The sequence below is a fragment of the uncultured Phascolarctobacterium sp. genome, from assembly GCF_905212365.1.
In the GTDB taxonomy this organism is placed as follows: Bacteria; Bacillota; Negativicutes; order Acidaminococcales; family Acidaminococcaceae; genus Phascolarctobacterium_A.
Genome location: NZ_CAJMEH010000030.1, coordinates 1 through 21,681 on the forward strand (window position 1 = coordinate 1; position 21,681 = coordinate 21,681).

Annotated in this window: 22 protein-coding genes, 1 tRNA gene, 1 pseudogene and 1 riboswitch; of the genes and pseudogenes, 22 read left to right on the forward strand and 2 right to left on the reverse strand. The window is 52.6% G+C overall.

The window, feature by feature from the left end:
• Positions 1 to 55: 55 nt before the first annotated feature.
• From QZ105_RS06120 to efp, 15 genes are all read left to right on the forward strand, one after another.
• Positions 56 to 129 (forward strand) — tRNA-Trp (locus QZ105_RS06120).
• A 400-nt stretch (positions 130 to 529) separates the two neighbouring features.
• Positions 530 to 713, forward strand: a riboswitch (cobalamin riboswitch).
• Between the two features lie 104 nt (positions 714 to 817).
• Positions 818 to 1,399 carry a bifunctional adenosylcobinamide kinase/adenosylcobinamide-phosphate guanylyltransferase gene (cobU, locus tag QZ105_RS06125; RefSeq protein ID WP_293728968.1) on the forward strand — a complete coding sequence of 194 codons (582 nt, stop codon included), beginning with the start codon at positions 818 to 820 and terminating at the stop codon, positions 1,397 to 1,399.
• 1 nt (position 1,400) lies between these two features.
• Complete coding sequence (gene cobT, locus QZ105_RS06130) at positions 1,401 to 2,411, forward strand: nicotinate-nucleotide--dimethylbenzimidazole phosphoribosyltransferase (RefSeq protein ID WP_293728969.1); 1,011 nt, start codon at positions 1,401 to 1,403, stop codon at positions 2,409 to 2,411.
• Positions 2,412 to 2,415: 4 nt separating this feature from the next.
• Entirely contained in the window at positions 2,416 to 3,150 is a 735-nt protein-coding gene (cobS, locus tag QZ105_RS06135) for an adenosylcobinamide-GDP ribazoletransferase (protein ID WP_293728970.1), read from the forward strand.
• Positions 3,151 to 3,161: 11 nt separating this feature from the next.
• Positions 3,162 to 3,962, forward strand: a complete 801-nt coding sequence (locus QZ105_RS06140; protein ID WP_293728971.1) for a nicotinate-nucleotide--dimethylbenzimidazole phosphoribosyltransferase — start codon at positions 3,162 to 3,164, stop codon at positions 3,960 to 3,962.
• A gap of 1 nt (position 3,963) precedes the next feature.
• On the forward strand, positions 3,964 to 4,596 hold the full coding sequence (locus tag QZ105_RS06145; RefSeq protein WP_293728972.1) for a histidine phosphatase family protein: 633 nt from the start codon (positions 3,964 to 3,966) through the stop codon (positions 4,594 to 4,596).
• Positions 4,597 to 4,805: 209 nt separating this feature from the next.
• Positions 4,806 to 5,096: a zinc-ribbon domain containing protein gene (locus QZ105_RS06150; RefSeq protein WP_293728973.1), complete on the forward strand. Its 291-nt coding sequence runs from the start codon at positions 4,806 to 4,808 to the stop codon at positions 5,094 to 5,096.
• Positions 5,097 to 5,290: 194 nt separating this feature from the next.
• Positions 5,291 to 5,551 (forward strand): IreB family regulatory phosphoprotein, encoded by a 261-nt coding sequence (locus QZ105_RS06155; RefSeq protein WP_293728974.1) that lies wholly within the window; start codon positions 5,291 to 5,293, stop codon positions 5,549 to 5,551.
• Positions 5,552 to 5,566: 15 nt separating this feature from the next.
• Positions 5,567 to 5,989, forward strand: a complete 423-nt coding sequence (gene ruvX, locus QZ105_RS06160; RefSeq protein ID WP_293728975.1) for a Holliday junction resolvase RuvX — start codon at positions 5,567 to 5,569, stop codon at positions 5,987 to 5,989.
• Positions 5,990 to 6,052: 63 nt separating this feature from the next.
• Positions 6,053 to 6,409: a DUF1292 domain-containing protein gene (locus QZ105_RS06165; RefSeq protein WP_293728976.1), complete on the forward strand. Its 357-nt coding sequence runs from the start codon at positions 6,053 to 6,055 to the stop codon at positions 6,407 to 6,409.
• Between the two features lie 72 nt (positions 6,410 to 6,481).
• Complete coding sequence (gene mltG / locus QZ105_RS06170) at positions 6,482 to 7,513, forward strand: endolytic transglycosylase MltG (RefSeq protein ID WP_293728977.1); 1,032 nt, start codon at positions 6,482 to 6,484, stop codon at positions 7,511 to 7,513.
• A gap of 19 nt (positions 7,514 to 7,532) precedes the next feature.
• Entirely contained in the window at positions 7,533 to 8,780 is a 1,248-nt protein-coding gene (locus tag QZ105_RS06175; RefSeq protein ID WP_293728978.1) for a U32 family peptidase, read from the forward strand.
• Positions 8,777 to 9,019: a DUF4911 domain-containing protein gene (locus QZ105_RS06180; RefSeq protein WP_293728979.1), complete on the forward strand. Its 243-nt coding sequence runs from the start codon at positions 8,777 to 8,779 to the stop codon at positions 9,017 to 9,019. The genes QZ105_RS06175 and QZ105_RS06180 overlap by 4 nt, the downstream gene beginning before the upstream one ends.
• Before the next feature lie 56 nt (positions 9,020 to 9,075).
• Positions 9,076 to 10,149 carry an aminopeptidase P family protein gene (locus QZ105_RS06185; RefSeq protein ID WP_293728980.1) on the forward strand — a complete coding sequence of 358 codons (1,074 nt, stop codon included), beginning with the start codon at positions 9,076 to 9,078 and terminating at the stop codon, positions 10,147 to 10,149.
• Positions 10,150 to 10,175: 26 nt separating this feature from the next.
• On the forward strand, positions 10,176 to 10,733 hold the full coding sequence (efp, locus tag QZ105_RS06190) for an elongation factor P (protein ID WP_293728981.1): 558 nt from the start codon (positions 10,176 to 10,178) through the stop codon (positions 10,731 to 10,733).
• A gap of 150 nt (positions 10,734 to 10,883) precedes the next feature.
• Here efp and QZ105_RS06195 read toward each other — a convergent pair whose 3' ends face one another.
• Positions 10,884 to 11,981, reverse strand: coding sequence for a type II secretion system protein GspD (locus QZ105_RS06195; protein WP_293728982.1), 1,098 nt, complete (start codon positions 11,979 to 11,981; stop codon positions 10,884 to 10,886).
• 198 nt (positions 11,982 to 12,179) lie between these two features.
• Between QZ105_RS06195 and QZ105_RS06200 the strand changes: the two genes are divergently transcribed.
• Together QZ105_RS06200 and QZ105_RS06205 are read left to right on the forward strand one after the other, a co-directional pair.
• Entirely contained in the window at positions 12,180 to 13,361 is a 1,182-nt protein-coding gene (locus QZ105_RS06200; RefSeq protein WP_293728983.1) for a GspE/PulE family protein, read from the forward strand.
• Positions 13,351 to 14,346, forward strand: a complete 996-nt coding sequence (locus QZ105_RS06205) for a type IV pilus twitching motility protein PilT (protein WP_293728984.1) — start codon at positions 13,351 to 13,353, stop codon at positions 14,344 to 14,346. The genes QZ105_RS06200 and QZ105_RS06205 overlap by 11 nt, the downstream gene beginning before the upstream one ends.
• 102 nt (positions 14,347 to 14,448) lie before the next feature.
• Here the strand turns inward: QZ105_RS06205 and QZ105_RS06210 are convergent, their stop codons facing one another.
• Entirely contained in the window at positions 14,449 to 16,758 is a 2,310-nt protein-coding gene (locus QZ105_RS06210) for a cation:proton antiporter (protein WP_293728985.1), read from the reverse strand.
• A gap of 220 nt (positions 16,759 to 16,978) precedes the next feature.
• Here QZ105_RS06210 and QZ105_RS06215 point away from each other — a divergent pair, with 220 nt between their 5' ends.
• The 5 genes and pseudogenes from QZ105_RS06215 to QZ105_RS06235 all read left to right on the forward strand — a co-directional run.
• Positions 16,979 to 17,854: an aminotransferase class IV gene (locus QZ105_RS06215; protein WP_293728986.1), complete on the forward strand. Its 876-nt coding sequence runs from the start codon at positions 16,979 to 16,981 to the stop codon at positions 17,852 to 17,854.
• A 14-nt stretch (positions 17,855 to 17,868) separates the two neighbouring features.
• Entirely contained in the window at positions 17,869 to 18,360 is a 492-nt protein-coding gene (locus QZ105_RS06220) for a hypothetical protein (RefSeq protein WP_293728987.1), read from the forward strand.
• Positions 18,361 to 18,418: 58 nt separating this feature from the next.
• Positions 18,419 to 19,279 (forward strand): phosphatidylglycerol lysyltransferase domain-containing protein, encoded by an 861-nt coding sequence (locus tag QZ105_RS06225; protein ID WP_293728988.1) that lies wholly within the window; start codon positions 18,419 to 18,421, stop codon positions 19,277 to 19,279.
• Positions 19,280 to 19,287: 8 nt separating this feature from the next.
• Positions 19,288 to 20,472, forward strand: a complete 1,185-nt coding sequence (locus QZ105_RS06230; protein WP_293728989.1) for a GNAT family N-acetyltransferase — start codon at positions 19,288 to 19,290, stop codon at positions 20,470 to 20,472.
• Between the two features lie 164 nt (positions 20,473 to 20,636).
• Positions 20,637 to 21,681: pseudogene (locus QZ105_RS06235) on the forward strand (phosphoribosylformylglycinamidine synthase); the annotation flags it as partial.

Consider the following 21,681-nt stretch of genomic DNA (forward strand, 5'->3'; position numbering starts at 1 on the left):
AGCACCTCCTTGCCAAGGAGGGGGTCGCGAGTTCGAATCTCGTTTTCCGCTCCATAGGGGTATAGTTCAATGGTAGAGCAACGGTCTCCAAAACCGTCGATCTGGGTTCGAGTCCTAGTCCCCCTGCCATAGTAAATTAAGGCCGAAAGCAAAGCTTCCGGCCTTTTATACTGCAGAATAACCCATGCTTCTCTTTGTTAGGGAAGCGAGGGTTGTTTTTTTAGAAGAATATTTTACAACAAGGACGCTGGAAAAGTTTAAAGCCTGTCGCTTCGGCGGCAGGGTTAATTTTTACTTGTTTTATTAAATTTCAGTATATTATAATTTACTTAATTACGATTAACTAAATATCGCAAATTCTGCTGCAACAAGTTATGCAGACGAGTTTGTAGCGCTTAGGATTATCGAAAAAAGTATTGGCAGGGTACAGAAGGCAAAAGCTACAAAAGCATTTATGGCATTAAGAATGGAATGTCCGTTTTTTCTTCTATCCTTAGCAGGAATTTTACCAAAGGCGTAGAATATACATATTTGGAAATTTTTGACAGGTGCGGCGGCTGCGGCCGCTGCTGAAAAGGGAATACCGGTGCGAATCCGGAGCAGTCCCGCTACTGTAAGCGGAGCCCAGGCAATTATGTCACTGACGCAAGTTGGGAAGGCGCTGTGGGCGATGAAGCTAAGCCAGGAGACCTGCCTGTTGCGAAGCCGTGGGCCTACGGGAGATAGGCTGGCTTGCGTGCGCAATTTAATAGAGGATAAGTGTATTTTGGAGCCTCCCGCCAGCAGTGGGAGGCTTTTCTTATGAAGGGAGGCTACAATGGCTGGAAAATTGATTATGGTTACGGGCGGCGCCCGCAGCGGCAAAAGCGAATTTGCCGAAAGCTATGTGCTGCATTTTTCTCCCAAATGCGATTACATAGCGACCGCCGAGATTTTGGACGAGGAAATGGCCGAGCGTGTGCGACTGCACCGTGAGCGGCGCAACGACGGGCGTTGGGTAAACCACGAAGCGCCGTATCATGCCGAAGAAGTTTTTGGCAAGCTGGGACCAGATACGCAGGCGGTGCTGTTCGACTGCCTGACGATTTATATGTCCAATCTGTTTTACGGCAAGAACGCGCCGGAAGGTGAATTTTTAGAGCGCTGCGATTACGTTTTCCGCGAGATCGACAAGGTGCTGGAAGCAGCGCGGCGCTGCGGCAAGATCGTCGTTTTTGTCACCAACGAGGTTGGCGGCGGTATCGTGCCGGATAACCAGATGGCTCGCGAGTACCGCGACCTGGCCGGTTGGGTAAACCAAAGAGTGGCGCAGGCTGCCGACCATGTGTATTACTGCGTGGCGGGGCAGGCTGTGGACGTGAAGAAATTAGCGTTTAAATTTGAGGATGAAGGAGTATAACATGGAGAATATCGTAATTCCGGCTCTGGACGAGGACAGAGCCCAAGAGGTGCGCCGTGGCTGGCAAACCGTCAATAAATTTGGCAAGGATTTAGGCAAGCTGGAGGAAATGGTAGAGCAATACGCCGCCATGACCGCTAAGGAGCTGCCGGAAAAGCTGCGTTCGGCCATGGTGCTGATGTGCGGCGACCATGGTATCGCTAAGTACGGCGTCAGCGCATATCCCCAGGAGGTAACGCGCCAGATGATTAACGGCTATATGCGCGAAACGGCGGGCGCGTCGGTGCTGGCGCGCCATGCCAAGGCTGATGTGTATGTGTGCGATGCAGGCACGGCTTTCGATTTAAGCGATTTGGACAGGGTGTATCACAAAAAGGTGGCCTGGGGTACTAACGATTTTACCCAGGGCCCGGCTATGACACGCCAGCAGGCGGAAGCTGCTTTGCAGGTGGGCATTGAAATGGCCGAACTGTGCATCGACAAGGGCTATAATTTGCTGTACACCGGCGAAATGGGTATTGGCAATACGACTTCTACCGCCGCCATTGCCAGTGCCTTTATGGGTCTGGACCCGCTGCTGACTGTAGGCCGCGGCAGCGGTATTAACGACGACCGCATGAAGATTAAGCGTCAGGTGGTTATCGACGGCCTGGCGAAGAATAAGCCGGTACAGGGCGACGCTATGGACGTGCTGTGCAAGGTTGGCGGTTATGACCATGCCGGTCTGGCAGGCGTGATTATCGGCGCTGCCCGCCGCCGCGTGCCGACTATGGTGGACGGCGTTAACGCTACGGCGGCGGCTTTGTTGGCTTACGGCCTGTATCCTGAAAGCCGCAATTATATGCTGTGTTCTCATTTGAGCAGCGATATTTCCCACAAAAAAATGCTGGAAATAATGCACCTGACACCCATCGTGGACGCCGGCATGCGTTTGGGCGAGGGTACCGGAGCCAGTCTGGCTATCGTGGTTTTGCAGGCGGCAATCGATGTGTACAATACTTTAAGCAGGTGAGGCTATGCGCGATTTTGTAACCTGTCTGGAATTTTTAACCAGGCTGCGCTTTTCCCATCGTACCGATTGGCGCGACGACGATTTTAGCCGCAGCGTGCCTTATTTTCCGCTGGTAGGTTTGGTTATGGGCTTTTTTATGGGCGCGGTTAATTACGGGCTGTATTACCTGCATACCCCCGATTTGATGCGGGCCGTGATGCTGATTTTGGCGGAGCTGCTGATTATCGGCGCGCTGATGTACGACGGCTTTATGGATACGTCAGACGGCGTGTTCAGCGCCCGTGATAGGGAGCGGATGCTGGAAATTATGAAGGACAGTCATGTGGGCTCTAATGCGGTTATTGCGCTGGTGTGCATCGTGCTTTTAAAGGTGGCCGCCTATACGACGCTGGAGCCGGTAAAGCTGTCTTACGCGCTGGTGGCTATGTACGTCTGCACCCGCACCTTTATGGTCAGCTATATTATCAATTACCCGTATCCGCGCAAGCAGGGCATCGGATTGATGTTCAAGGCTTATGCCAAGCCCTGGTATACCTATGTGGCCTTTGGGCTGTGCGCCGCGCTGACAGCGGCCTGCGGCCTGCCGTATTTATACACGGCATTGGCGGCCTTTGGGCTGTGCCAGTTTATTGCCCGTTTCCTTACAGGGCAGCTGGGCGGCCTGACCGGCGATACCTACGGATTCTTGACTGAATGCGGCGTCGTTATTTATTTGATGTGCGCCATATATATTATATAGAGGAGATTATCATGCATATAGAAGAAATTATTCAAAAAATTACGCCCTCCGATAAAAACTGCGCCAAGCTGGCCCAGGCACGCTTTGACGCGCTGATTAAGCCTGTGGGCAGTCTGGCGCAGCTGGAGCAGATGACTGCGCGCTACGCTGCCGTTGTGGGCGAATACAATAAGTTGGACTTGGAATATCCTAAGCGCGATTTGCTGGTGTGGTGCTCGCTGCAGGAAACGGCTCAGGCAGAGAAGATTATGCAGGTTAAGTGTCCCGTCAACGTGCTGGCGGCAGAAACCGGCGCTAAGGCTGTGGCCTTGGTTGTAACATCCGACAACGAAGCCGACGCTATGGAGGAGGGCGCCGCTTTGGTGCAGGAGCTGGTGCATGAAAACGGTCTGGGCTTAATCGGCTTTGGCTGCCTGGCTGATGCGGAGGACGTTCTTGTACGCGCCGCTATGACCGGCGGTATTTTGCAGGCTGCTTCCATGCGCGTGGCCGTAATGCTGGACGGCGTGGCTGCCTGCAAGGCGGCGCAGGCGGCTGTGGCTTTAGCTCCTGCCGCTATCGACTACTGCTTTGCCGGGCATGTGTCGTCCGAGCCGGGCGCGGAGGAAGCGCTGAAGGCTTTGGGGCTGGTTGCGCCCCTGCGCCTGAATATTCCCGACGGCGCGGGCGAGGGCGCTGCTTTGTGCTTTACCTTGTTTAACGCTGGGCTCAAGGCCTATAAAGAGATGGAAACCTTCGAGGAAGCCGGCGTACATGTGGAAATGAAGGAATTTTCCCTGGCCGAGCAGGTAAAAAAGGAGCAGGTACAATAAAATGGGCAAGATCTATTTGATTCGCCACGGCGAAACGGACAGCAATAAGGGGCATCGCTTTCAGGGGCAGATGGATTTGCCGCTTAACGGCACGGGATTGGCACAGGCGCGGCAGATGGTGCAGTACATGGCCGGTAAACGCATCGACGCTATTTATTGCAGCTCTATGCTGCGAGCCTGCATGACGGCCGCCGAGCTGGCGCTGAGCAAAAATTTAGCCTATAAGCCCATGGATTTATTAAAGGAAATCAGCTTCGGCGATTGGGAGGGGCTGGAGTACGGCGAAATCAACCGCCGCTGGCCCAGGGAGATGGAGAATTTTTTGCATCGTCCGGCCGAGTGGGAACCGCCGGGCGGCGAAACCTTTGCCGCCGCGCAGCGCCGCTGCCAGCTGTCCTTTGAGCAAATTTTTGCCGAGCAGGGACACGATAAGAATATTGCCATCGTATCCCACGGCGGTATTATTCGCTTGCAGCTGTGCTTGGCTCTGGGCATTCCGCTGAATAATCTGTGGCGCTTGAGCGTCTATAATGTGTCCGTATCTACCTTGAGCGATTGGCAGGGCTCCCTGTGCGTGGATACGATGAACGTGGCTGATTTTCTGGCGGGTAGCGTAGAAGCGCACGTCGTTTAAGCAAGTTGTGAAAAATTTTCTGTAAGATGAAATAATTTACATAACTTTTGTTGACTTTTGTTAGTTGCTAATATATACTGATACTAGTGTATCTCAGTGGTCCGTTTAAGTTACTAACTTCTTCTATCATAGATGACGGAGGAAAGCGCAAGTATATCTTAAGGCGTTCTGTGGGGTATGTTTTATCTATGATTAGGAGTGATTAAACAATGAAAGAAGACAAGACTTTAACCTGCTGTGAGTGCAACAACGAATTCGTATTCACTGCTTCCGAGCAAGAGTTTTATGAAGAAAAGGGTTTCACTAACGAACCCCGCCGCTGCCCGGCTTGCCGCCAAGCTCGCAAGCAGCGCATGGGCATCGCTACCGAGCGTCCTCAACGCGAAATGTTCCCCGCAGTTTGCGCTGAATGTGGTAAGGAAACCATGGTTCCCTTCAAACCCTCCAACGATCGTCCGGTATACTGCCGCGATTGCTTCAACGAGCGTAAAAACCACTAATTTTTAGTATTAAAAAGAATTAAGGACTGCTGCTTATGGCGGCAGTCCTTTTTGCTTACAGGCTTATGTAAGTAAAGTAACAGGGGAAAATTAAATCTTTCTTTGGAGCATACTTTTGTTACGCTGATTTTACTGTTAATTTTTTTATGGATGTGTTAAAATAACACTATACACTTATAAGGGGGTGTAATATTATGACTGAAGTATCTCAGGAAACAATGATGTTTAAACGCCAGCCGGAAAAGCTGGATGTTGCAGAAACGATAAAAGAGGTTTACGCCGCTTTGGAGGCTAAGGGCTATAATCCGGTGGACCAGCTGGCAGGCTATCTGCTGAGCGGCGACCCGACCTATATTACCAGTCACGCCGACGCCCGCACCAAGCTGCGCCGTCACGAGCGCTACGAGCTGATTGAGGCGATGGTAATCAGCTATTTGAAGCAGATTGGCAAATAGTAAGGAGTGGACCTGATGCGAACAATGTCCCTCGACGTAGGAACAAGAACCATAGGCATTGCCGTCAGTGACCTTTTGGGCATGATTGCCAATGGCGTGGAAACCATTCACCGCACCTCGGAAGAGCGGGATTACGCACGTATTGCCCAGCTTATTAAGGAGCATGAGGTGGATACGCTGGTTGTGGGCTATCCCAAGAATATGAACGGTACTATCGGCGAGCGGGCGCAGGCCTGCGAGGCTATGGCCGCTAAGCTGCGGAAAATGTTTCCTGCGGTCAAGGTAGTGCTGTGGGACGAACGGCTGTCGACCGTAGCTGCGGAAAAGGTGCTGGTGGACGCGGATATGCGCCGCAAAAAGCGGAAAAAGGTTATCGATATGATGGCCGCCGTTGTGATTCTGCAAAATTATCTGGACAGCAAAAGCTTTAAAATTTGACAGAAGCATGGTTTATATTATAAAATATCGTGAGTAAGCTATTTTGTGAAAAGAGGTGCACTAATGACCGAGAAAGATATTAATAACGAAGAATTGGCGGCTATGCAGGAAGAAGCCGAAGAGGTGGACGTAGTTGTTCTGACCGACGAGAACGGCAACGAAAGCTATTTTATGGAAGAAATGGTTATTCCTTACAACGGCAAGAACTTTGCCGTACTGGTAGGCATCGATGACGACTGCTGCGAGGATGAGGAATGCGATTGCCATCATCACGAAGAAGATGAGGACGACGATGTCGCTATTATCGCCCGCATCGATTTCGACGAAAATGGCGAGGCCGTTTATGTTGGTCCGACCGACGAGGAATATGAAGCAGTTTCCGAGCTGTACGACCAGTATTGTTCTGACGAAGAAGAATAAAAAATTGCCGGACTGCGGTCCGGTATTTTTTTGCGCTGGTGTAATTTAAAGGCGAGTGGTGAAGATTTGCTGATGGATTTGGAAAAGCTGAAGGATTTTTTGCGCACGAAATGGTATTATGCTCTGGCTGGCTGCGCGGTAATGGCGCTGCTGGGCTTTGTGGCGATGATGCAGGCGCGCGGCGATAATAAGGATTTTGCTGCGCCGGGCTCCCATTTGATTATCATTAAGGAAGGCATGACGACGGCGGATATCGCCCGACTGCTGCACGAAAAGCAGCTGGTCCGCGACCCGGCGGCCTTTCGTTACGAGGCCAGCTTTAAGGGACTGGCGACTAAGCTGCAGGCGGGGCCTTACCAGATAGAGGGCGGCTTGAGCAATAGTCAGATAGTGGACGTGATGGTCAAGGGGCATATTACGATGGCGCGCTTTACGGTGCCGGAGGGTTATACTATCGCTAAGATTGGCCGTAAGCTGGAGGCGGAGGGCCTGGGCAGCGCTGCTAAGTTCATGGCTGCCGCTAAAAATTACGCTCCCTACGCTTATATGCAGACGGACGATGCTAATGTGCTGTACAAGGCCGAGGGCTTTGCCTTTCCTGCGACCTACGATTTCCCGGTGGGCGCAGGCGAGGACAAGCTGCTGGCGATTATGGTGCGGCAGTTTGATGTCGAAATGCAAGAGTCCGGCGTCGCCAAGCAGGCGGCAGAGCAGGGAAGAAACTTGCGCGACGTGGTTAATCTGGCGGCGATGGTGGAGCTGGAGGCGGTGTATGCCGAGGAGCAGCCGCGCATTGCCGGAGTCTTTTTAAGGCGTTTGGCAATCGGTATGCCGATTCAGTCCGATACGACGATTCAATATATTCTGGGCGAACAGAAGGAAATAGTTACCTTTGCCGATACCAGAATAGATAATCCTTATAATACCTATCAGCGGCAGGGCTTGCCGCCCGGCCCCATCGGCAGCCCCGGCCTGAGCGCCATTAAGGCGGCGCTGGCGCCGGAGCAGCATGATTACTTGTACTTTGTGGCGGAAAAGGACGGGCATCACCGCTTTACTAAATCCTATGCGGAGCATTTGCGGGCTATCGAGGAAATTGGCTGATGCTTAACGGAGGAGTTTCATGGCTAAATTAACACAAAAGCCGGAGCTGCTGGCTCCGGCAGGCAATATGGAAAAAGGCAGAATGGCTCTTTTATATGGTGCGGACGCTATTTACTTAGGCGGTAAAATGTTCGGCCTGCGAGCCTTCGCCAATAATTTTGAGCTGGACGAAATTGCTGAAATAGCGGCTTATGCCCACAGCTTGGGTAAAAAGGTGTATGTGACGGTGAATATCTTCGCCCATAATGAGGACATTGCCAAGCTGCCGGATTATCTGCGGGGTTTGGAGCAGGCCAAGGTGGACGCGCTGCTGATCAGCGATATCGGCGTGTGGGCTACCGCGCGTCAGGTAGTGCCAAAGCTGGCGCTGCACGTCAGCACCCAGGCCAATACGACGAATTTCGCTGCCGCACAGGCTTGGGAGCAGCTGGGAGCCGAGCGCGTAGTGCTGGCTCGCGAGCTGTCGCTGGGCGAAATAAAGGAAATCAGCGCTAAAACCTCGGTGGAACTGGAGGCCTTTGTCCATGGCGCTATGTGCATTTCTTATTCGGGGCGCTGTCTGCTGAGCAGCTATCTGACCGGGCGCGACGGCAACCGCGGTGCCTGTACGCAGGCCTGCCGCTGGGAATACGATATGTATAAGCTGGCCGAAGGCAAACGTCCCGGCGAATATTTTGATTTGGAAGAGGACGAGCGCGGTACCTATGTCATGAATTCCAAGGATTTATGCCTTATTGAATATCTGCCGCAGCTGATGGACGCAGGCGTATGCAGCCTGAAAATTGAAGGGCGCATGAAGAGCGTGCATTATGTGGCGACGGTGGTCAGCGTGTACCGCTGGGCTATCGACGCCTGCTGGCAGGACAGGGAACATTACAGCGTGCCGCCGGAGTGGATAACCGAGCTGAACAAGGTATCCCACCGCCAGTATACGACGGGCTTTGCTGTCAGCAAGCCCGACCATAACGCGCAGGTCTATACTTCTTCAAAATACGAGCAGACCCATGATTTTGTCGGCATTGTAACCGGCTATGACGCTGCCAATAAGCGGGTATATTTTGAGCAGCGCAATAATGTTAAGGCAGGCGAGCCCTTGGAGCTGCTGCAGCCCGACGGCCGGCTTTTGCCTTTTACCCTTAAGGATATGCAGGACGCGGACGGCGCGGCCATCGACTGCGCGCCCCATGCCCAGCAAAAATTTTCGGCATACAGCGCGACAGAGCTGTTGCCCTGTAGCTTATTACGCAGAAAGGTTGTCAAAGAATGAGCGATAACGACCCTGGACCTCACAGTATGATCTACGCTCAGGTAGCGCCTGAGCATATTGCCGACGTGAATTGGATTATGGAGGGCTACGAGCATCTGGCGATGGTCAGCACCGTCGACAGCAGCAGCGGCCTGATTAAATTCCACGTAACGCCCGATACCTATTTCGATACTGTGGATATCATAGAAAATATGCCGTTTAAGGTTGAAATTCTTGAAAGTTTTGCCAATGAGTGGTAAAATAAAAAGGCAGTGCCTAGCGTTAGGCGCAACTATAAAGAAAAGAGGGATGGTTAATGACGCGCATCAATAAGGTTTTGGAAATCATGGCCAAGATGCAAGTGGACAGTGTCATTATCAAGGATGTCACTACCATCCGTTATCTCACCGGCTTTACCGGCGATTCCAGCCTTTTGTATTTAGACAGGCAGCAGGGCGTGCTGATTACCGACGGACGCTATACGGAGCAGGCCCGACATGAAATGAAGCTGTTCAAGGTGCGGGAATATGCGCCTGTGAATGGAAGGAGCATTTGGGAGGCGGCAGCCGGATTGGCGCGGAAGTCTGGCTCCCTGGTGATTGGCTTTGACGGCGCCTGCTACAGCTATAACGATTACGTTACCTTGCAGGAGCTGGTCGGGGAAACGCCTTTGGAAAGCGTAGATTTGAGCGCTATCCGCATGATTAAGGATAAGAAGGAGCTGGATCTTTTGGTCAAGGCGTCCAGCATTGCCGACGAGGCCTTTAGCAAGCTTTTGGACGATATTCAGCCTGGGCGCACGGAGCGCAGCCTGGCCGGACGTTTGGAATATTATATGCGGGCTTTGGGCAGCGAAAAAACTTCCTTTGATACCATTGTGGCCAGCGGCGCGCGCAGCGCTTTGCCCCACGGCATGGCTTCGGATAAGGTAGTGGAAATAGGCGATTTTATTACCTTCGATTTCGGCGCCGTGTATCAGGGCTATCATTCGGATATGACGAGGACGCTGGTTTTGGGCATGGCTAATTCCTGGCACAAGGAGATTTATACCATTGTGGAGGAAGCGCAGCTGAAAGGCTTGAAGGCGGCTCAGGCCGGGATGACCGGCAGGGAGCTGGACGCTGTGGTGCGCAAGGTCATTACCGACTGCGGCTATGGCGATTATTACGTACACGGCACGGGGCACGGCGTTGGTTTGGAGATTCACGAAATGCCCAATATCAACAAACGGGGCGCAACAGTACTGCAAACCGGCATGATTTTTACTATTGAACCAGGTATATACATTCCCGGCAAAGGCGGGGTTCGTATAGAAGATACTGTTGTTTTGACTGAGGAAGGGGCGCGTGCCTTAAACGGCGTCAAAAAGCAGCTTATTGAAATTGTCTAATTTTTAAATTTATAGGAGGGCTTCCAATGATTTCTACTAACGAATTTAAAACTAACGTAACCGTAACCATCGATGGCGACGCCTGGCAGGTTGTTGAGTTCCAACACGTAAAACCGGGTAAGGGCGCTGCTTTCGTTCGCGCTAAAATGCGTAACCTGTGCACCGGCGCAGTGGTTGAGCGTACCTTTAACGCAGGCGAGCGTATGCCTAAGGCTCGCATCGACCGCCGCGAAATGCAATACCTCTATGAATCCGACGGCATGTATGTATTCATGGATAACGAAACCTATGAACAAACCGAGCTGAGCAAGGAAACTTTGGGCACCGCTCTGAACTTCCTGAAAGAAAACATGGACGTTAAGATTATGATTTACGAAGGCCGCGTACTGGGCGTTGACCTGCCGAACACCGTAGAGCTGACCGTTGTAGAAACCGAGCCCGGTATTAAAGGCGATACCGCAACCGGCGGCAGCAAGAACGCTACCATGGATACCGGCTATGTCGTTAAGGTTCCTCTGTTCATTAACGAAGGCGACGTGCTGGCTATCGATACCCGCACCGGCGATTATATTTCCCGCGCGTAAGCCGTACTGTAAGGCTGTGTTCGCCGCGAGGCGCGCAGCCAAACGATTAATTTTATAGTGCTGTATGTTAAAAGCCCGAGCTCTTGGAGTTCGGGCCTTTTTGGCATATTGAGGGGAATTTTTTCTTTGTAATTGCAAAGCGAGCCTTTTTCATGCTTCTGTATTTTCTTCCTGCTCTAAGGCAGTATTATAAATTGCCGGGGACGCGCCCGCTTCCGTAATGTGGGGCGTTAAAAGCAGCAGTACTTCTACCTTGCTGCGCTTTTTGGTGCGGCTCTTAAAAAGATTGCCTAAAAGCGGCAGGTCGCCTAAAAATGGCACCTTTTGCAGGGAGTTTTGCTCTTCTTCGTTAATGAGGCCGCCTATAACCAGAGTTTCGCCGCTGAACATACGCACGTTGGTGTCGGCCGTGCGGCTGGTAATGCGGTAATTGCGCAGCTCGCTGATGAGTACAGGCGTGCTGACTTCGGTATGTACCTGCGCCGTGACCATGCGGCCGTCGCTGCTGACAAGGGGCGTATATTGCAGCTTAATGCCTGCGTCTAAGTATTCCGTAGACATATAAGAGCCGCTGTTGTCGTGCTTTTCCGTCTGTACGGGAATGTGGTCGCCGATAAAAATACTGGCTTCCTTGCCGGGAATGGTGATGATGCGCGGCGTGGCAAGTACTTTAGCCTTGCCCTGGCTGATAAGCGCATTTAGCGTGGCGTTGAAACGAAAGGCGTAGCCGCGCCAGAATTTAAAATTGCCGTCGTAATTATTGCTGGCTGTGTCCGTGTCATCGTCGCTTTCATAATTGCCGCGCCGGGGGATGGCGTCCCAGTTCCAGTTGACGCCCAGGCTTTTATTATGCTCCCGGCTGACGGCGATGATTTTTGCTTCCAGTGTTACCTGCCTGCTGGGTATATCCAGCTGGCGCAGTATACCGGATAGCTTTTGCTGTTCCTGTGGCGTACCGTTGAGCAGCAGGCTGTTAGTTATGGTATCCACGCTCAGCTGACCCTTGAATAAACTTTTTAGGGCGTCGGCAGCTTCGGCGGCCTTAGCGTAGCTGAGAGCGTAAAGCTGTAAAACGGGCGGCTCCGATAGCGCAGCGGGAACAGCGGGGCCGGAGACTGGCTGGCGCAAAGCGGTTGGCGCTAAAAAGGGATTGCGAGGGGCAGGCTGCGCAGAACAACACAAAGGCGCTTCTAAGAGTAGCAAGCAAAATGTTGCCAGCAGTATCAGCGGATGTAATGATTTTTTCATGGCTTCTCCTTTATGGGTAATGTAGTCGATGCATCCATTACATTGTAACGTAAGATAAATTTCTTGGCAAGATAAATTTAAGAAAAATTAGAAAATTTAGATAAATATCTTGCCAAAAGAAATTTTTCTGTTAGAATGGTAGTGATGGCGCTATCGCCGCGGCACAGGAAAAATAATATTGACGGGAGGAAAAGATAGATGGAAGTGAGCAATACAGGAAAATTAGCGCAGCAGCTGTTATGGCAGGCTGTAGAGCTGAGGGCCAGCGACGTACATGTGGAGCCGTTGGAGGACGGCGTGTGCGTGCGCATACGGGTGGACGGATTATTACAGGAATTATGCCGGTTACCCATGAACCAATATAGCACGCTGCTGACTCAGCTCAAGGTGCAGAGCGGTATGGATATCGCTGAAAAGCGCGTGCCCCAGGACGGCCGTTGGCAGCTGTACGATGGGAACAGGCAAATCGACTTGCGCCTTTCAACCTTGCCGACAATTAACGGGGAAAAAGCGGCCATTCGTATTTTACATAAGGAGCAGCAGCTTTGGGCTTTGTCGGAGTTAGGAATGGACGAGATTAATTATCGCTTGTATCAAAATATGTACAGAGCCGCTAACGGCCTACTTCTGCTTACGGGACCGACGGGCAGCGGCAAAACTACTACGCTGTATGCAACGCTGCGGGAATTGCAGCAGGACGGGTTGAATCTAGTGACTATTGAGGATCCGGTAGAATATAAGCTGTCCGGCGTTAATCAGGTAGCGGTGAACCGTAAGGCCGGACTTGATTTTGCGGCCGGCTTGCGGGCGCTGGTACGGCAGGACCCTGATATCATTATGCTGGGTGAAATACGCGACCGGGAAACTGCGGCGATGGCCGTACAGGCGGCGCTGACGGGACATCTGGTGCTGAGCACCCTGCATACTAACAGCGCCGTAGGAGCGGTGGCGCGTTTGCTGGATATGGGAGTTGCGCCCTACCTTTTGGCAGCCGCCTTACGGGGAGTGCTGGCCCAGCGCTTGGTGCGGCGCGTCTGTCCGTATTGCAGCGAGGAATATACGCCGGAAGCTGCTGAACGGCGTTATTTGGGGGATGTTGCCAATAGCATAGCTGGCTTGCGCCGCGGCAGGGGCTGTGAGCATTGCCGGCATAGGGGCTATTGGGGAAGATTGGCGGTGCAGGAGCTGTTGCCGGTGGAGGAAAATTTAGCGGAGCTTATCAGCCGCCGGGCGGCGCGTGCCGAGCTGCTGCAGGCAGGAGCAGCCAACGGTTGGCGCAGCCTGTACGCCGATGGCCGGGCTAAGGTATTGGCAGGTTTGACAACCGTGGAAGAACTATGGCGCGTAGGAATAAGGGAGGAGCAGGCTTATGCTGGATAATTTAGTGCAAAAAGCAAGGAGTATAGGAGCGTCAGACCTGCACTTAACGGCTGGCAGCGTGCCTGTAGCGCGAGTGTTGGGCGTTCTGCGTCCGCTGGCAGGACCAACGGTAAGCCAAGGGGATTTAGCCGCCGCGGCGGCCCCGCTACCTGCATGGGTACGGGAGCAGCTGAAACGTCAGGGAGAAGCCGACTGCGCCTGGACGGACAGCCTGGGGCAGCGCTGTCGTCTGAACCTTTTCCGGCAGGGCGGCGAATATGCCGCGGCGATACGTTTATTGAACAATACTGTACCGGACTGCGCCGCTTTAGGCGTACCTGACGCTTTGTGCAGGCAGATGGAAAAGCGGCATGGCTTAATATTGGTCACAGGGCCTACTGGGAGCGGCAAGAGTACGACGTTGGCGGCGTTAGTGCAACGGCTCAACAGGACGCGGGCTCTGCATATCGTGACGCTGGAGGACCCGGTGGAATATTGTTATGAGGCGGGGCTGTCCTTGATTCATCAGCGAGAGGTGGGGCGGGACACCAAAAGCTTTGCCAGCGGACTGCGTAGCGCTTTGCGCGAGGACCCGGACGTGATTTTGGTAGGCGAGCTGCGGGATGCGGAAACTATAGCCATTGCGGTAACTGCGGCGGAAACGGGGCATTTGGTGTTGGCTACTATGCACACCGGCGACATAAGCAGCAGCGTCAGCCGCATTTTGGAAGCGCTGCCCCAGAATCAGCAGCAGATACGCAGCCAGCTGGCGGCTTGTCTGCAGGCCGTGGCCTGCCAAAGGCTGCTGCCAAGAGCCGATGGCAGGGGCAGGGTAGCGGCCTTCGAATTGCTGATTGCTACAGATGCGCTGCGTGCCTTGATTCGCGAGGGTCAGATTCATCAGCTGCCGTCCTATATACAAATGGGAGGCAGGCTGGGCATGCTGACCATGGAGGAAAGCATCAGACGGCTGCGGCAAAACGGCGTCATTAAGGCGGAAGAATAAACAGGCACGGAATGCAGGTATAAAAATGAGCGTAACAGCTATTGCAACTGTTACGCTCAAAGGTCAGACTCTTGTAATTGGTATAAAGAAAGTCTTTCGTAATTACAGGATTTCTTCTCTGATTAAGGTGTTGATCATTTTTTGCTTGCCCAGTACCCACAGCAGGTCGTTTTCTTCAAAGACCAGGGATACGTGGGGGTTGGTGATGGTAAAGGCGCCGCGCTCCAGACCGATAACGAGGCAGCTCCATTTATGGCGCAGATTGGCTGCTTTCAGCGAGGTTCCCAGAACAGGCGAATGCTTGTCGATGGTAATAGCCAGCGACAGGAATTCCTGCTCCGGATGGGTGCTATCATTAGCCAGCATAAATTGGCGCAGCGTCTGCGGCGCTTTCTGGCGGTGCAGAGCTAGGCGGCGCTGGGCAATAGCGCCGTCAAAAACCTTGAGCTGCGCTGCCGTACCAATGAGCAGCAGGGTGGAGCCTTTGACTACGGTTTGCTCGCCGCCGGGCATATCCACCGTTTCCGCAGGCGTGGTGATTTGCAGCACATTGCAGCCGTAGCTTTCGCGGAAGGCCAGCTGGGCCATGGTTTTGCCGATGATGGGAGAATCGTCCTTGACCTCGTAAAAGGCCAGCTGTAAATCCTCGTCGAACCAATTATGCTGCTCGTCCTTTTCGGCCAGGGCTTCGCGGTGCTTGCGCATATGCTTTTCGTTAAGGTTGACTAAAAAGCGGGATTCGATGCGCAGATATTCGCTCATCAGCCAATCGGAGGAGGAAATGAGGTAGGCTGCGCCGACGATAGCTAGGCAGGCCACCATACCATGCAGACCGATAAGCTTGTTAAAGATGAAGTACAGGGCGCTGGCGGCAACGAGAATTTTACCCAGCACCAGAATCATTAGCGGCAGATGGTTGGCGCGCCGTTTGAACCATAGAATGGAGAACAGGTCGGCATTACCTGCTCTATTGACCAGAACTGCCCGCAGAATGGGAGCCATAACGATGAGAGTCAATGCGCCGGTCAGCCAGTTGCCGTAGGGAATCCGCAGGGCATCGCGCATATAGGGCAGCAGGTAATGCTCGGCGCTCATAGCCACGGCCAGCAGCAGCGTGCTGAAAATCAGCATACGCATTATATAAGCGGAAAGCAGGTTTTTCCAGTCCTGATCCTTGCCGCTGTCAGTGTTACTGTCGGTGTAGCGGGTCAGCCAGTTCAGCAAACGCGGCGGCAGCAGCTTGAGCAGCTGTTGGTAGAAGGGTTCGGCGGACATAATGCAGAACGGCGTGGAAAAGGTAGTGATTACGGAAACGGCTACAATAATAGGATAGAGAAATCCGCTGATAACGCCTAGGCTCATGCCCAGGGAAGCGATGATGAAGGAAAATTCGCCGATCTGCGCCAGACTAAAGCCGCAGTGTACGGAGGTATTCAGGCTTTGGCCGGAGGCCAGCACGCCGCCAGTGGAAAAGATAAGCTTGCCGATAATAGTGGCAATGACTAAAACTAAGATGGGCAGCCAATGCTCCAGCAGCAGGGCGGGGTTCACCATCATGCCTACGGATACGAAGAAGATAGCGCCGAATAAATCCTTGATCGGCGCAACTAAATGCTCTATTTTTTCAGCGTTAGGCGCTTCGGCTATCAAGGAACCCATGATAAACGCGCCCAGGGCGGCGGAAAAGCCCAGCTTAGTAGCTAGCACTACCATGCCCAGACACAGGCCGATGGAGGATACGACGAGGGTTTCGTCGTTCATCAGCTTTTGCGCCCATTTGAAAAAGCTGGGGACCAGGTACATGCCCAGGACGAACCATAGCACTAGGAAAAATACCAAGCGGGCGATGCTTAAAAGCAGCTCGGCAGAGGAAATGCCGGAGGCAGCTACAGCCATGGTGGACAGCATAACCATCATAACGATGCCTGCAATATCCTCGACGATGAGGATGCCGAACACCACTTCTGTAAAGCTGTGACCGCGCAGCTTGAGGTCGTCGAAGGCTTTAATAATAATGGTGGTGGAGGACATGGAGAGCATACCGCCTAAAAACAGGCTGTCCATATGGCTCCAGCCAAGCATGGTGCCTGCCGCGTAGCCCACGGCCAGCATACCAAGTATTTCTACGGCCGTAGCGATAAAGGCGGTGCTGCCTACGCTTTTCAGCTTGTAAAAGCTGAATTCCAGACCCAGCGCGAACAGCAGAAAGATTACGCCTATTTCCGACCAGGCCTGCACGTTGGCGTTGTCGGCAATGGTGGGAAAGAAGGAAAAATTAGGGCCGGTAATAAAGCCGGCGATGATGTAGCCCAGCACCAGAGGCTGGTTGATTTTTTTGAACAGGATGGTAGTAACGCCGGCAACTAACAGGATCATGGCCAGGTCACTGATGATGGTTGGCAGATGGCTCATAGCATTCTCCTTTACGTGTTTTTTAGTGAGCAAATAAAAACAGCCGCAGTAATTTGCTGTGGCTTCTTTGCGACAAATTTTGCCAAAAGGCATTGATATGGTGTATAATAACAATATTGTCACCTTACTTTATTATTATACAATATTTTGTAGGGTTGGCACGCATAAAAAAGTAAAAAAATAATGAACAATACGAGATACAGCAAATGGAGGAATTACGATGAGTGAAAATCAGGAAAAATTAGTGTTGGTGGACGGCGAGATTATGCCGGAGGCAGAAGCCTATATCGACGTTGCGGACCGCGGCCATAATTTTGGCGACGGCGTTTTCGAGCTGGTGCCGGTTTATAACGGACGCTGCTTTGCTTTGCTGCCCCATATGAATAATCTTTTTGATTCGGTTATCGCTATGAAGATTCCCGGCGTATATATGATTGAGGAGCTGGTGGAATTCCACGAAAGCCTGCTGCAGGCCACCGGTCTGAAGGAGTGCGAGGTTTATACCCAAATTACCCGCGGCAGCGCGCCCTACGGTTTGCCCTATCCGGAGCAGAGCATTCCGCATCTGACCATGTTCGCCGTGCCGGTGGACCGTCAGCTGCTGGCCGCTAAAAGAGCCAAGGGCGTTAACGTTATTACGGAAAAGGACGAGCGCTGGGCTCGCTGCGACGTCAATACTCTGAACCGCCTGCCGGAGGTCTTGGCTAAGCAGAAGGCCGTTATCAGCAACGCCTTTGACGCTCTGTTTGTGCGCGACGGCAAAATTACCGAGAGCACGGAGGCCAGCTTTTTTATTTATAAGGACGGCATTTTGTGGACCCATCCGGAAAATAATTTCATCCATAAAAATATTACCCGCCGCCTGCTTAAAGAGCGTCTGGCGCCGGATATGGACGTGCAGATTATCGAGCGCGCCTTTGATAAGGATTTCGCTTTAAAAGCGGACGAGGCTTTCCTGTGCGGCCCGCGCTGCGAATTTATGCCTGTTACCAAGATTGACCGCAGTTTTGTAGCCGGCGGCAAGCCGGGCGAGCTGGCGCAAAAATTACAGGCTGCTTATGAAGCGTTTGTGGGCAAGGAATGCCCTGCTGAATAATGGGCGGCTCTGCGATGGTCAGGGGCGCGCTGCTGCTGGCCCTGGCTTTGGTGCTGCAAGCGCTGCGGCTGGTGCTGCCCTTGCCTTTGCTGCTGTCGACGTTTATCATTGGCACCCTGGTGCATATGATGCTGACGGTAACGTTGCGGCTGAACGGCAGAAGTGCTGCGCTGCTGCTGGGCCTGCTGCTGCCGCTTACGGCTTATGCGCAGGGACAGCTGGCGCTGCCGCTGCTGATTCCGGTAGTATGGCTGGGCAACAGCGTTTTTGTGCTGGCGCTGTCCTGGCTGGGGCAGAGACGCTGGCTGGCGGCAGCGCTACCGGCTCTATGTAAAGCGGCGGTTATGCTGTGCCTTGCGTGGATAGTTCTGAGCTTTTTGCAGTTGGATAATCCTGCCGTGCGCAAAGCCGCTTTGTTCGCTATGAGCGTGCCCCAGCTGCTGACCGGCATAGGAGGCGTGCTGTTGGCAGAACGGCTGCTGCCGCTGCTTCGCAGCAAAATATAGTTTAACAAATATTAACAACAAGGAGGTTTAGAAAATTTTAGAATTTAAGGAAGTAACATTGGCGCAGAAGCCTTTGTTTGAAAGCTATATATCCAAGACGCATCAGCGCGGCAGCGAATGCGCCTTTTCTAATTTATTCGTTTGGCGCGACTGTTATCATATTTATTGGTGCGTGGCTCATGATTTTTTACTGTTGAAGGTTAAACGCAATAATGTAGATTTTTATATTCAGCCCTTTGGCGGCCGCGACGAGGATCTGCCCAAGCTCATGGAGGAGCTGAAAGAGGAGCATCAGGGCAAGCCTTTCGAGATGCACGGCATTTACGATTTCACTAAAGAACGCTTTGAAAGGGTAATGCCCGGTCTGGAATTTATCGAGGACCGCGATAATTGGGATTATGTGTATCTGCGCGAGAAGCTGGCGACGCTGTCGGGCCGCAAGCTGCACGGGCAGAAAAATCACTACAACGCCTTTGTAAAGGCGCATCCCGATTTTACCTACGAGCCCATTACCTTTGAAAATATGATGGAATGCTTGAATTTTGGCGAGCGCTGGTGCGACGAGCATATGGCTGAGGACCCCTCGCTGCAATGCGAAAAGTACGCTATTCAGGAGGCGTTTTTGAGCTTTGAGCAGCTGGAGCTGCGGGGTGGGGCTATTCGTTTTGACGGCAAGATTCAGGCCTTTAGCTTCGGCAAAAAAATTAACGACGATACGGCGGTGCTGCATGTGGAAAAGGCCAGCCATGAGGTGCGCGGTCTGTATACGGCCATGGCTAAAGAATTTGCCGCTCATGCCTGGGGCGACGTTACTTACCTGAACAGGGAAGAGGATATGGGGCATCCGGGTCTGCGTACAGCTAAGGAAGCGCTGCATCCTGAATTTATGGTTAAGAAGTATAACGTCATTTTCGGTTGAGGTGGATCATGATCTATCGTGTTGTCAACGAAGACCGCATGCAGCAGGTGCGCGATTTGTGGGATTATTGCTTCGAGAAAAAGGACGATCCCTTCTTTCAATATTATTTTGAAGAATATTGCGGCAAAAATAATATGGTTATCGGCGCCTTTGAGAAGGTTGGCGATTGGGAGCGGCTGCGTTCCATGGTGCATATCAATCCGTATATGCTGCGCCTGCGCGGCAGGGAGGAGCTGACGCCTTATTTAGTTGGCGTGGCTACTGCGCCGGAAGCCAGGGGACAGCATGCTTTCGGGCCTTTGCTGAAAACTACTTTTGAAGTACTGCGCTCGCAGAATTTTTCCTTTGTTACCTTGATGCCGATTTTTGCCGGTATTTATCTGCCCTACGAATTCAGCTACTGCTATTACCGTCACGCTTACCAAATGCCGCTGACCTCTTTGAGCTTTACTATGGGTGACGACGGACTGCAGGTAGAACGGGAGCCGTTGCGGCAGGAGATTTTAGCGCCGCTGTACGCCCGCTTAACTGCCGCTTGGAACGGCGTGCCTGTGCGCACGGATTTTCAGTGGAATAAGCTGCTGACTGTGCATGGTCTGGAGCAGGTGCAGTGCGCTGTGGTTTATCGCCAGCAGCAAGCTGTGGGCTATATGCTGTACAAGGTGGCGGAGGAACGCTTTACCATCATCGAGCTGCTGGCAGAGAATTTTGCCGTGCGGACGCGCTTGCTGGGCTATGCGGCTATGCATCAGAGCTCGGCGAAGAAGCTGTATTGGCTGGCGGAACCCTGGGATAAAACCTATCTGGGCTTTAAGGATCAGGCATTGACTGGCAGCGTACAGCCCTTTATGATGGCGCGCTGCATTGACGCGCGCATCGCTTTGGCTAAGCTGGCCGCGCCGCAGGATTTGCCGGAGGACAGCGTGGTGCTGCTGCTGACGGATAAGCTGATTGACCGCAATAATCATTTGCTGAAGCTGAAAACAGCTCCCGGCTCGTTGGAGGCGGTCAGCACTCTGGACGCGGAGGAAGTTACGATGGATATGGGAGCCTTTACCCAGTTGTATATGGGCGCTTTCAGCGCTGCCGAGCTGTGGGAAGCAGGCCGGCTGAAGGCCGCTGTTCCGGAAAAGCTGGCGCTGCTGGATAAGCTCTTTCCCAAATGCCGCACTTACAATAACGAATATTTTTAAATGCTTCGGGGCTGCCGCATACGCGGCGGCCTTTTTCTTTGCTGGCGTAAGGCCCGGTTAATATTCTTTAGGTATGATATTGGATATGCTGCGGAAATGTGCTACAATATAGTATACGAAACGATAAGTATGAACCTCGAAAATTTTGATTGGAGGCTGTGTATATGAATAATATCAGAAGAATTTTTGTGGAGAAGAAGGACGCTTTTGCCGTTGAGGCCCATGGCTTGCTGGCAGACCTGCGCAGCAATTTGGGAATGAGCGGACTGCAGAATATCCGCATTGTCAATCGCTACGATGTGATGGGCTTGAGCGATGAGGAATTTGCCATGGCGAAGGCTTTGGTGCTGTCCGAGCCGCCGGTGGATACGGTGACTGAGGAGGAGCTGCCCTTGGCAGAAGGCGAGCAAGCCTTTGCGGTGGAGCTGCTGCCCGGACAGTACGACCAGCGCGAGGATTTTGCCGAGCAGTGCATTCAGCTGATTACCCAAAAGGAACGCCCGACGGTAGCCGCCGCAAAGGTCTATATTTTGCAGGGACAGCTGGACGCAGACGCCGTAGCCAAAATCAAGGCTTACTGCATTAACCTCATTGAAGCCCGCGAATCGGAGCAGGCTAAGCCGGAAACCTTAATCAGTACCTGCGAGGAGCCTGCTAAGGTAAAGAGCGTGGCAGGCTTCCTGACTATGACTAAAGAGGAAGCAGAGGGACTGCGCAAGGAAATGGGCCTGGCTATGAGTCTGGAGGATTTGCTGTGGTGCCAGAAATATTTTAATGAAGAACGCCGCGAGCCCACCGTTACGGAAATTCGCGTTTTGGATACCTATTGGTCCGACCATTGCCGTCATACTACCTTTATGACGCAAATCGAGGACGTGGAGATTGTTCCCGGAACCTATACCAAGCCGGTTCAGGAGGCTTATGATAAATACATGGCCGCCCGCGACGAGGTTTACGGCGAAAATACCGAACGCCCTGTAACGCTGATGGATATTGCCGTCATCGGCATGAAAAAGCTGCGTAAGGAGGGCAAGCTGGAAGATCTTGACCAATCCGAGGAAATCAACGCCTGCTCCATCGTCGTGCCTATTGAGGTGGACGGCAAGCAGGAGGATTGGCTGGTGATGTTTAAGAACGAAACTCATAACCATCCTACGGAAATAGAGCCCTTTGGCGGCGCTGCTACCTGCCTGGGCGGCGCCATCCGCG

Coding starts and splice junctions, on each gene's coding strand:
- cobU (WP_293728968.1), top strand. CDS start 818: ATGGCTGGAAAATTGATTATGGTTACGGGCGGCGCCCGCAGCGGCAAA.
- cobT (WP_293728969.1), top strand. CDS start 1,401: ATGGAGAATATCGTAATTCCGGCTCTGGACGAGGACAGAGCCCAAGAG.
- cobS (WP_293728970.1), top strand. CDS start 2,416: ATGCGCGATTTTGTAACCTGTCTGGAATTTTTAACCAGGCTGCGCTTT.
- QZ105_RS06140 (WP_293728971.1), top strand. CDS start 3,162: ATGCATATAGAAGAAATTATTCAAAAAATTACGCCCTCCGATAAAAAC.
- QZ105_RS06145 (WP_293728972.1), top strand. CDS start 3,964: ATGGGCAAGATCTATTTGATTCGCCACGGCGAAACGGACAGCAATAAG.
- QZ105_RS06150 (WP_293728973.1), top strand. CDS start 4,806: ATGAAAGAAGACAAGACTTTAACCTGCTGTGAGTGCAACAACGAATTC.
- QZ105_RS06155 (WP_293728974.1), top strand. CDS start 5,291: ATGACTGAAGTATCTCAGGAAACAATGATGTTTAAACGCCAGCCGGAA.
- ruvX (WP_293728975.1), top strand. CDS start 5,567: ATGCGAACAATGTCCCTCGACGTAGGAACAAGAACCATAGGCATTGCC.
- QZ105_RS06165 (WP_293728976.1), top strand. CDS start 6,053: ATGACCGAGAAAGATATTAATAACGAAGAATTGGCGGCTATGCAGGAA.
- mltG (WP_293728977.1), top strand. CDS start 6,482: ATGGATTTGGAAAAGCTGAAGGATTTTTTGCGCACGAAATGGTATTAT.
- QZ105_RS06175 (WP_293728978.1), top strand. CDS start 7,533: ATGGCTAAATTAACACAAAAGCCGGAGCTGCTGGCTCCGGCAGGCAAT.
- QZ105_RS06180 (WP_293728979.1), top strand. CDS start 8,777: ATGAGCGATAACGACCCTGGACCTCACAGTATGATCTACGCTCAGGTA.
- QZ105_RS06185 (WP_293728980.1), top strand. CDS start 9,076: ATGACGCGCATCAATAAGGTTTTGGAAATCATGGCCAAGATGCAAGTG.
- efp (WP_293728981.1), top strand. CDS start 10,176: ATGATTTCTACTAACGAATTTAAAACTAACGTAACCGTAACCATCGAT.
- QZ105_RS06195 (WP_293728982.1), bottom strand. CDS start 11,981: ATGAAAAAATCATTACATCCGCTGATACTGCTGGCAACATTTTGCTTG.
- QZ105_RS06200 (WP_293728983.1), top strand. CDS start 12,180: ATGGAAGTGAGCAATACAGGAAAATTAGCGCAGCAGCTGTTATGGCAG.
- QZ105_RS06205 (WP_293728984.1), top strand. CDS start 13,351: ATGCTGGATAATTTAGTGCAAAAAGCAAGGAGTATAGGAGCGTCAGAC.
- QZ105_RS06210 (WP_293728985.1), bottom strand. CDS start 16,758: ATGAGCCATCTGCCAACCATCATCAGTGACCTGGCCATGATCCTGTTA.
- QZ105_RS06215 (WP_293728986.1), top strand. CDS start 16,979: ATGAGTGAAAATCAGGAAAAATTAGTGTTGGTGGACGGCGAGATTATG.
- QZ105_RS06220 (WP_293728987.1), top strand. CDS start 17,869: ATGGTCAGGGGCGCGCTGCTGCTGGCCCTGGCTTTGGTGCTGCAAGCG.
- QZ105_RS06230 (WP_293728989.1), top strand. CDS start 19,288: ATGATCTATCGTGTTGTCAACGAAGACCGCATGCAGCAGGTGCGCGAT.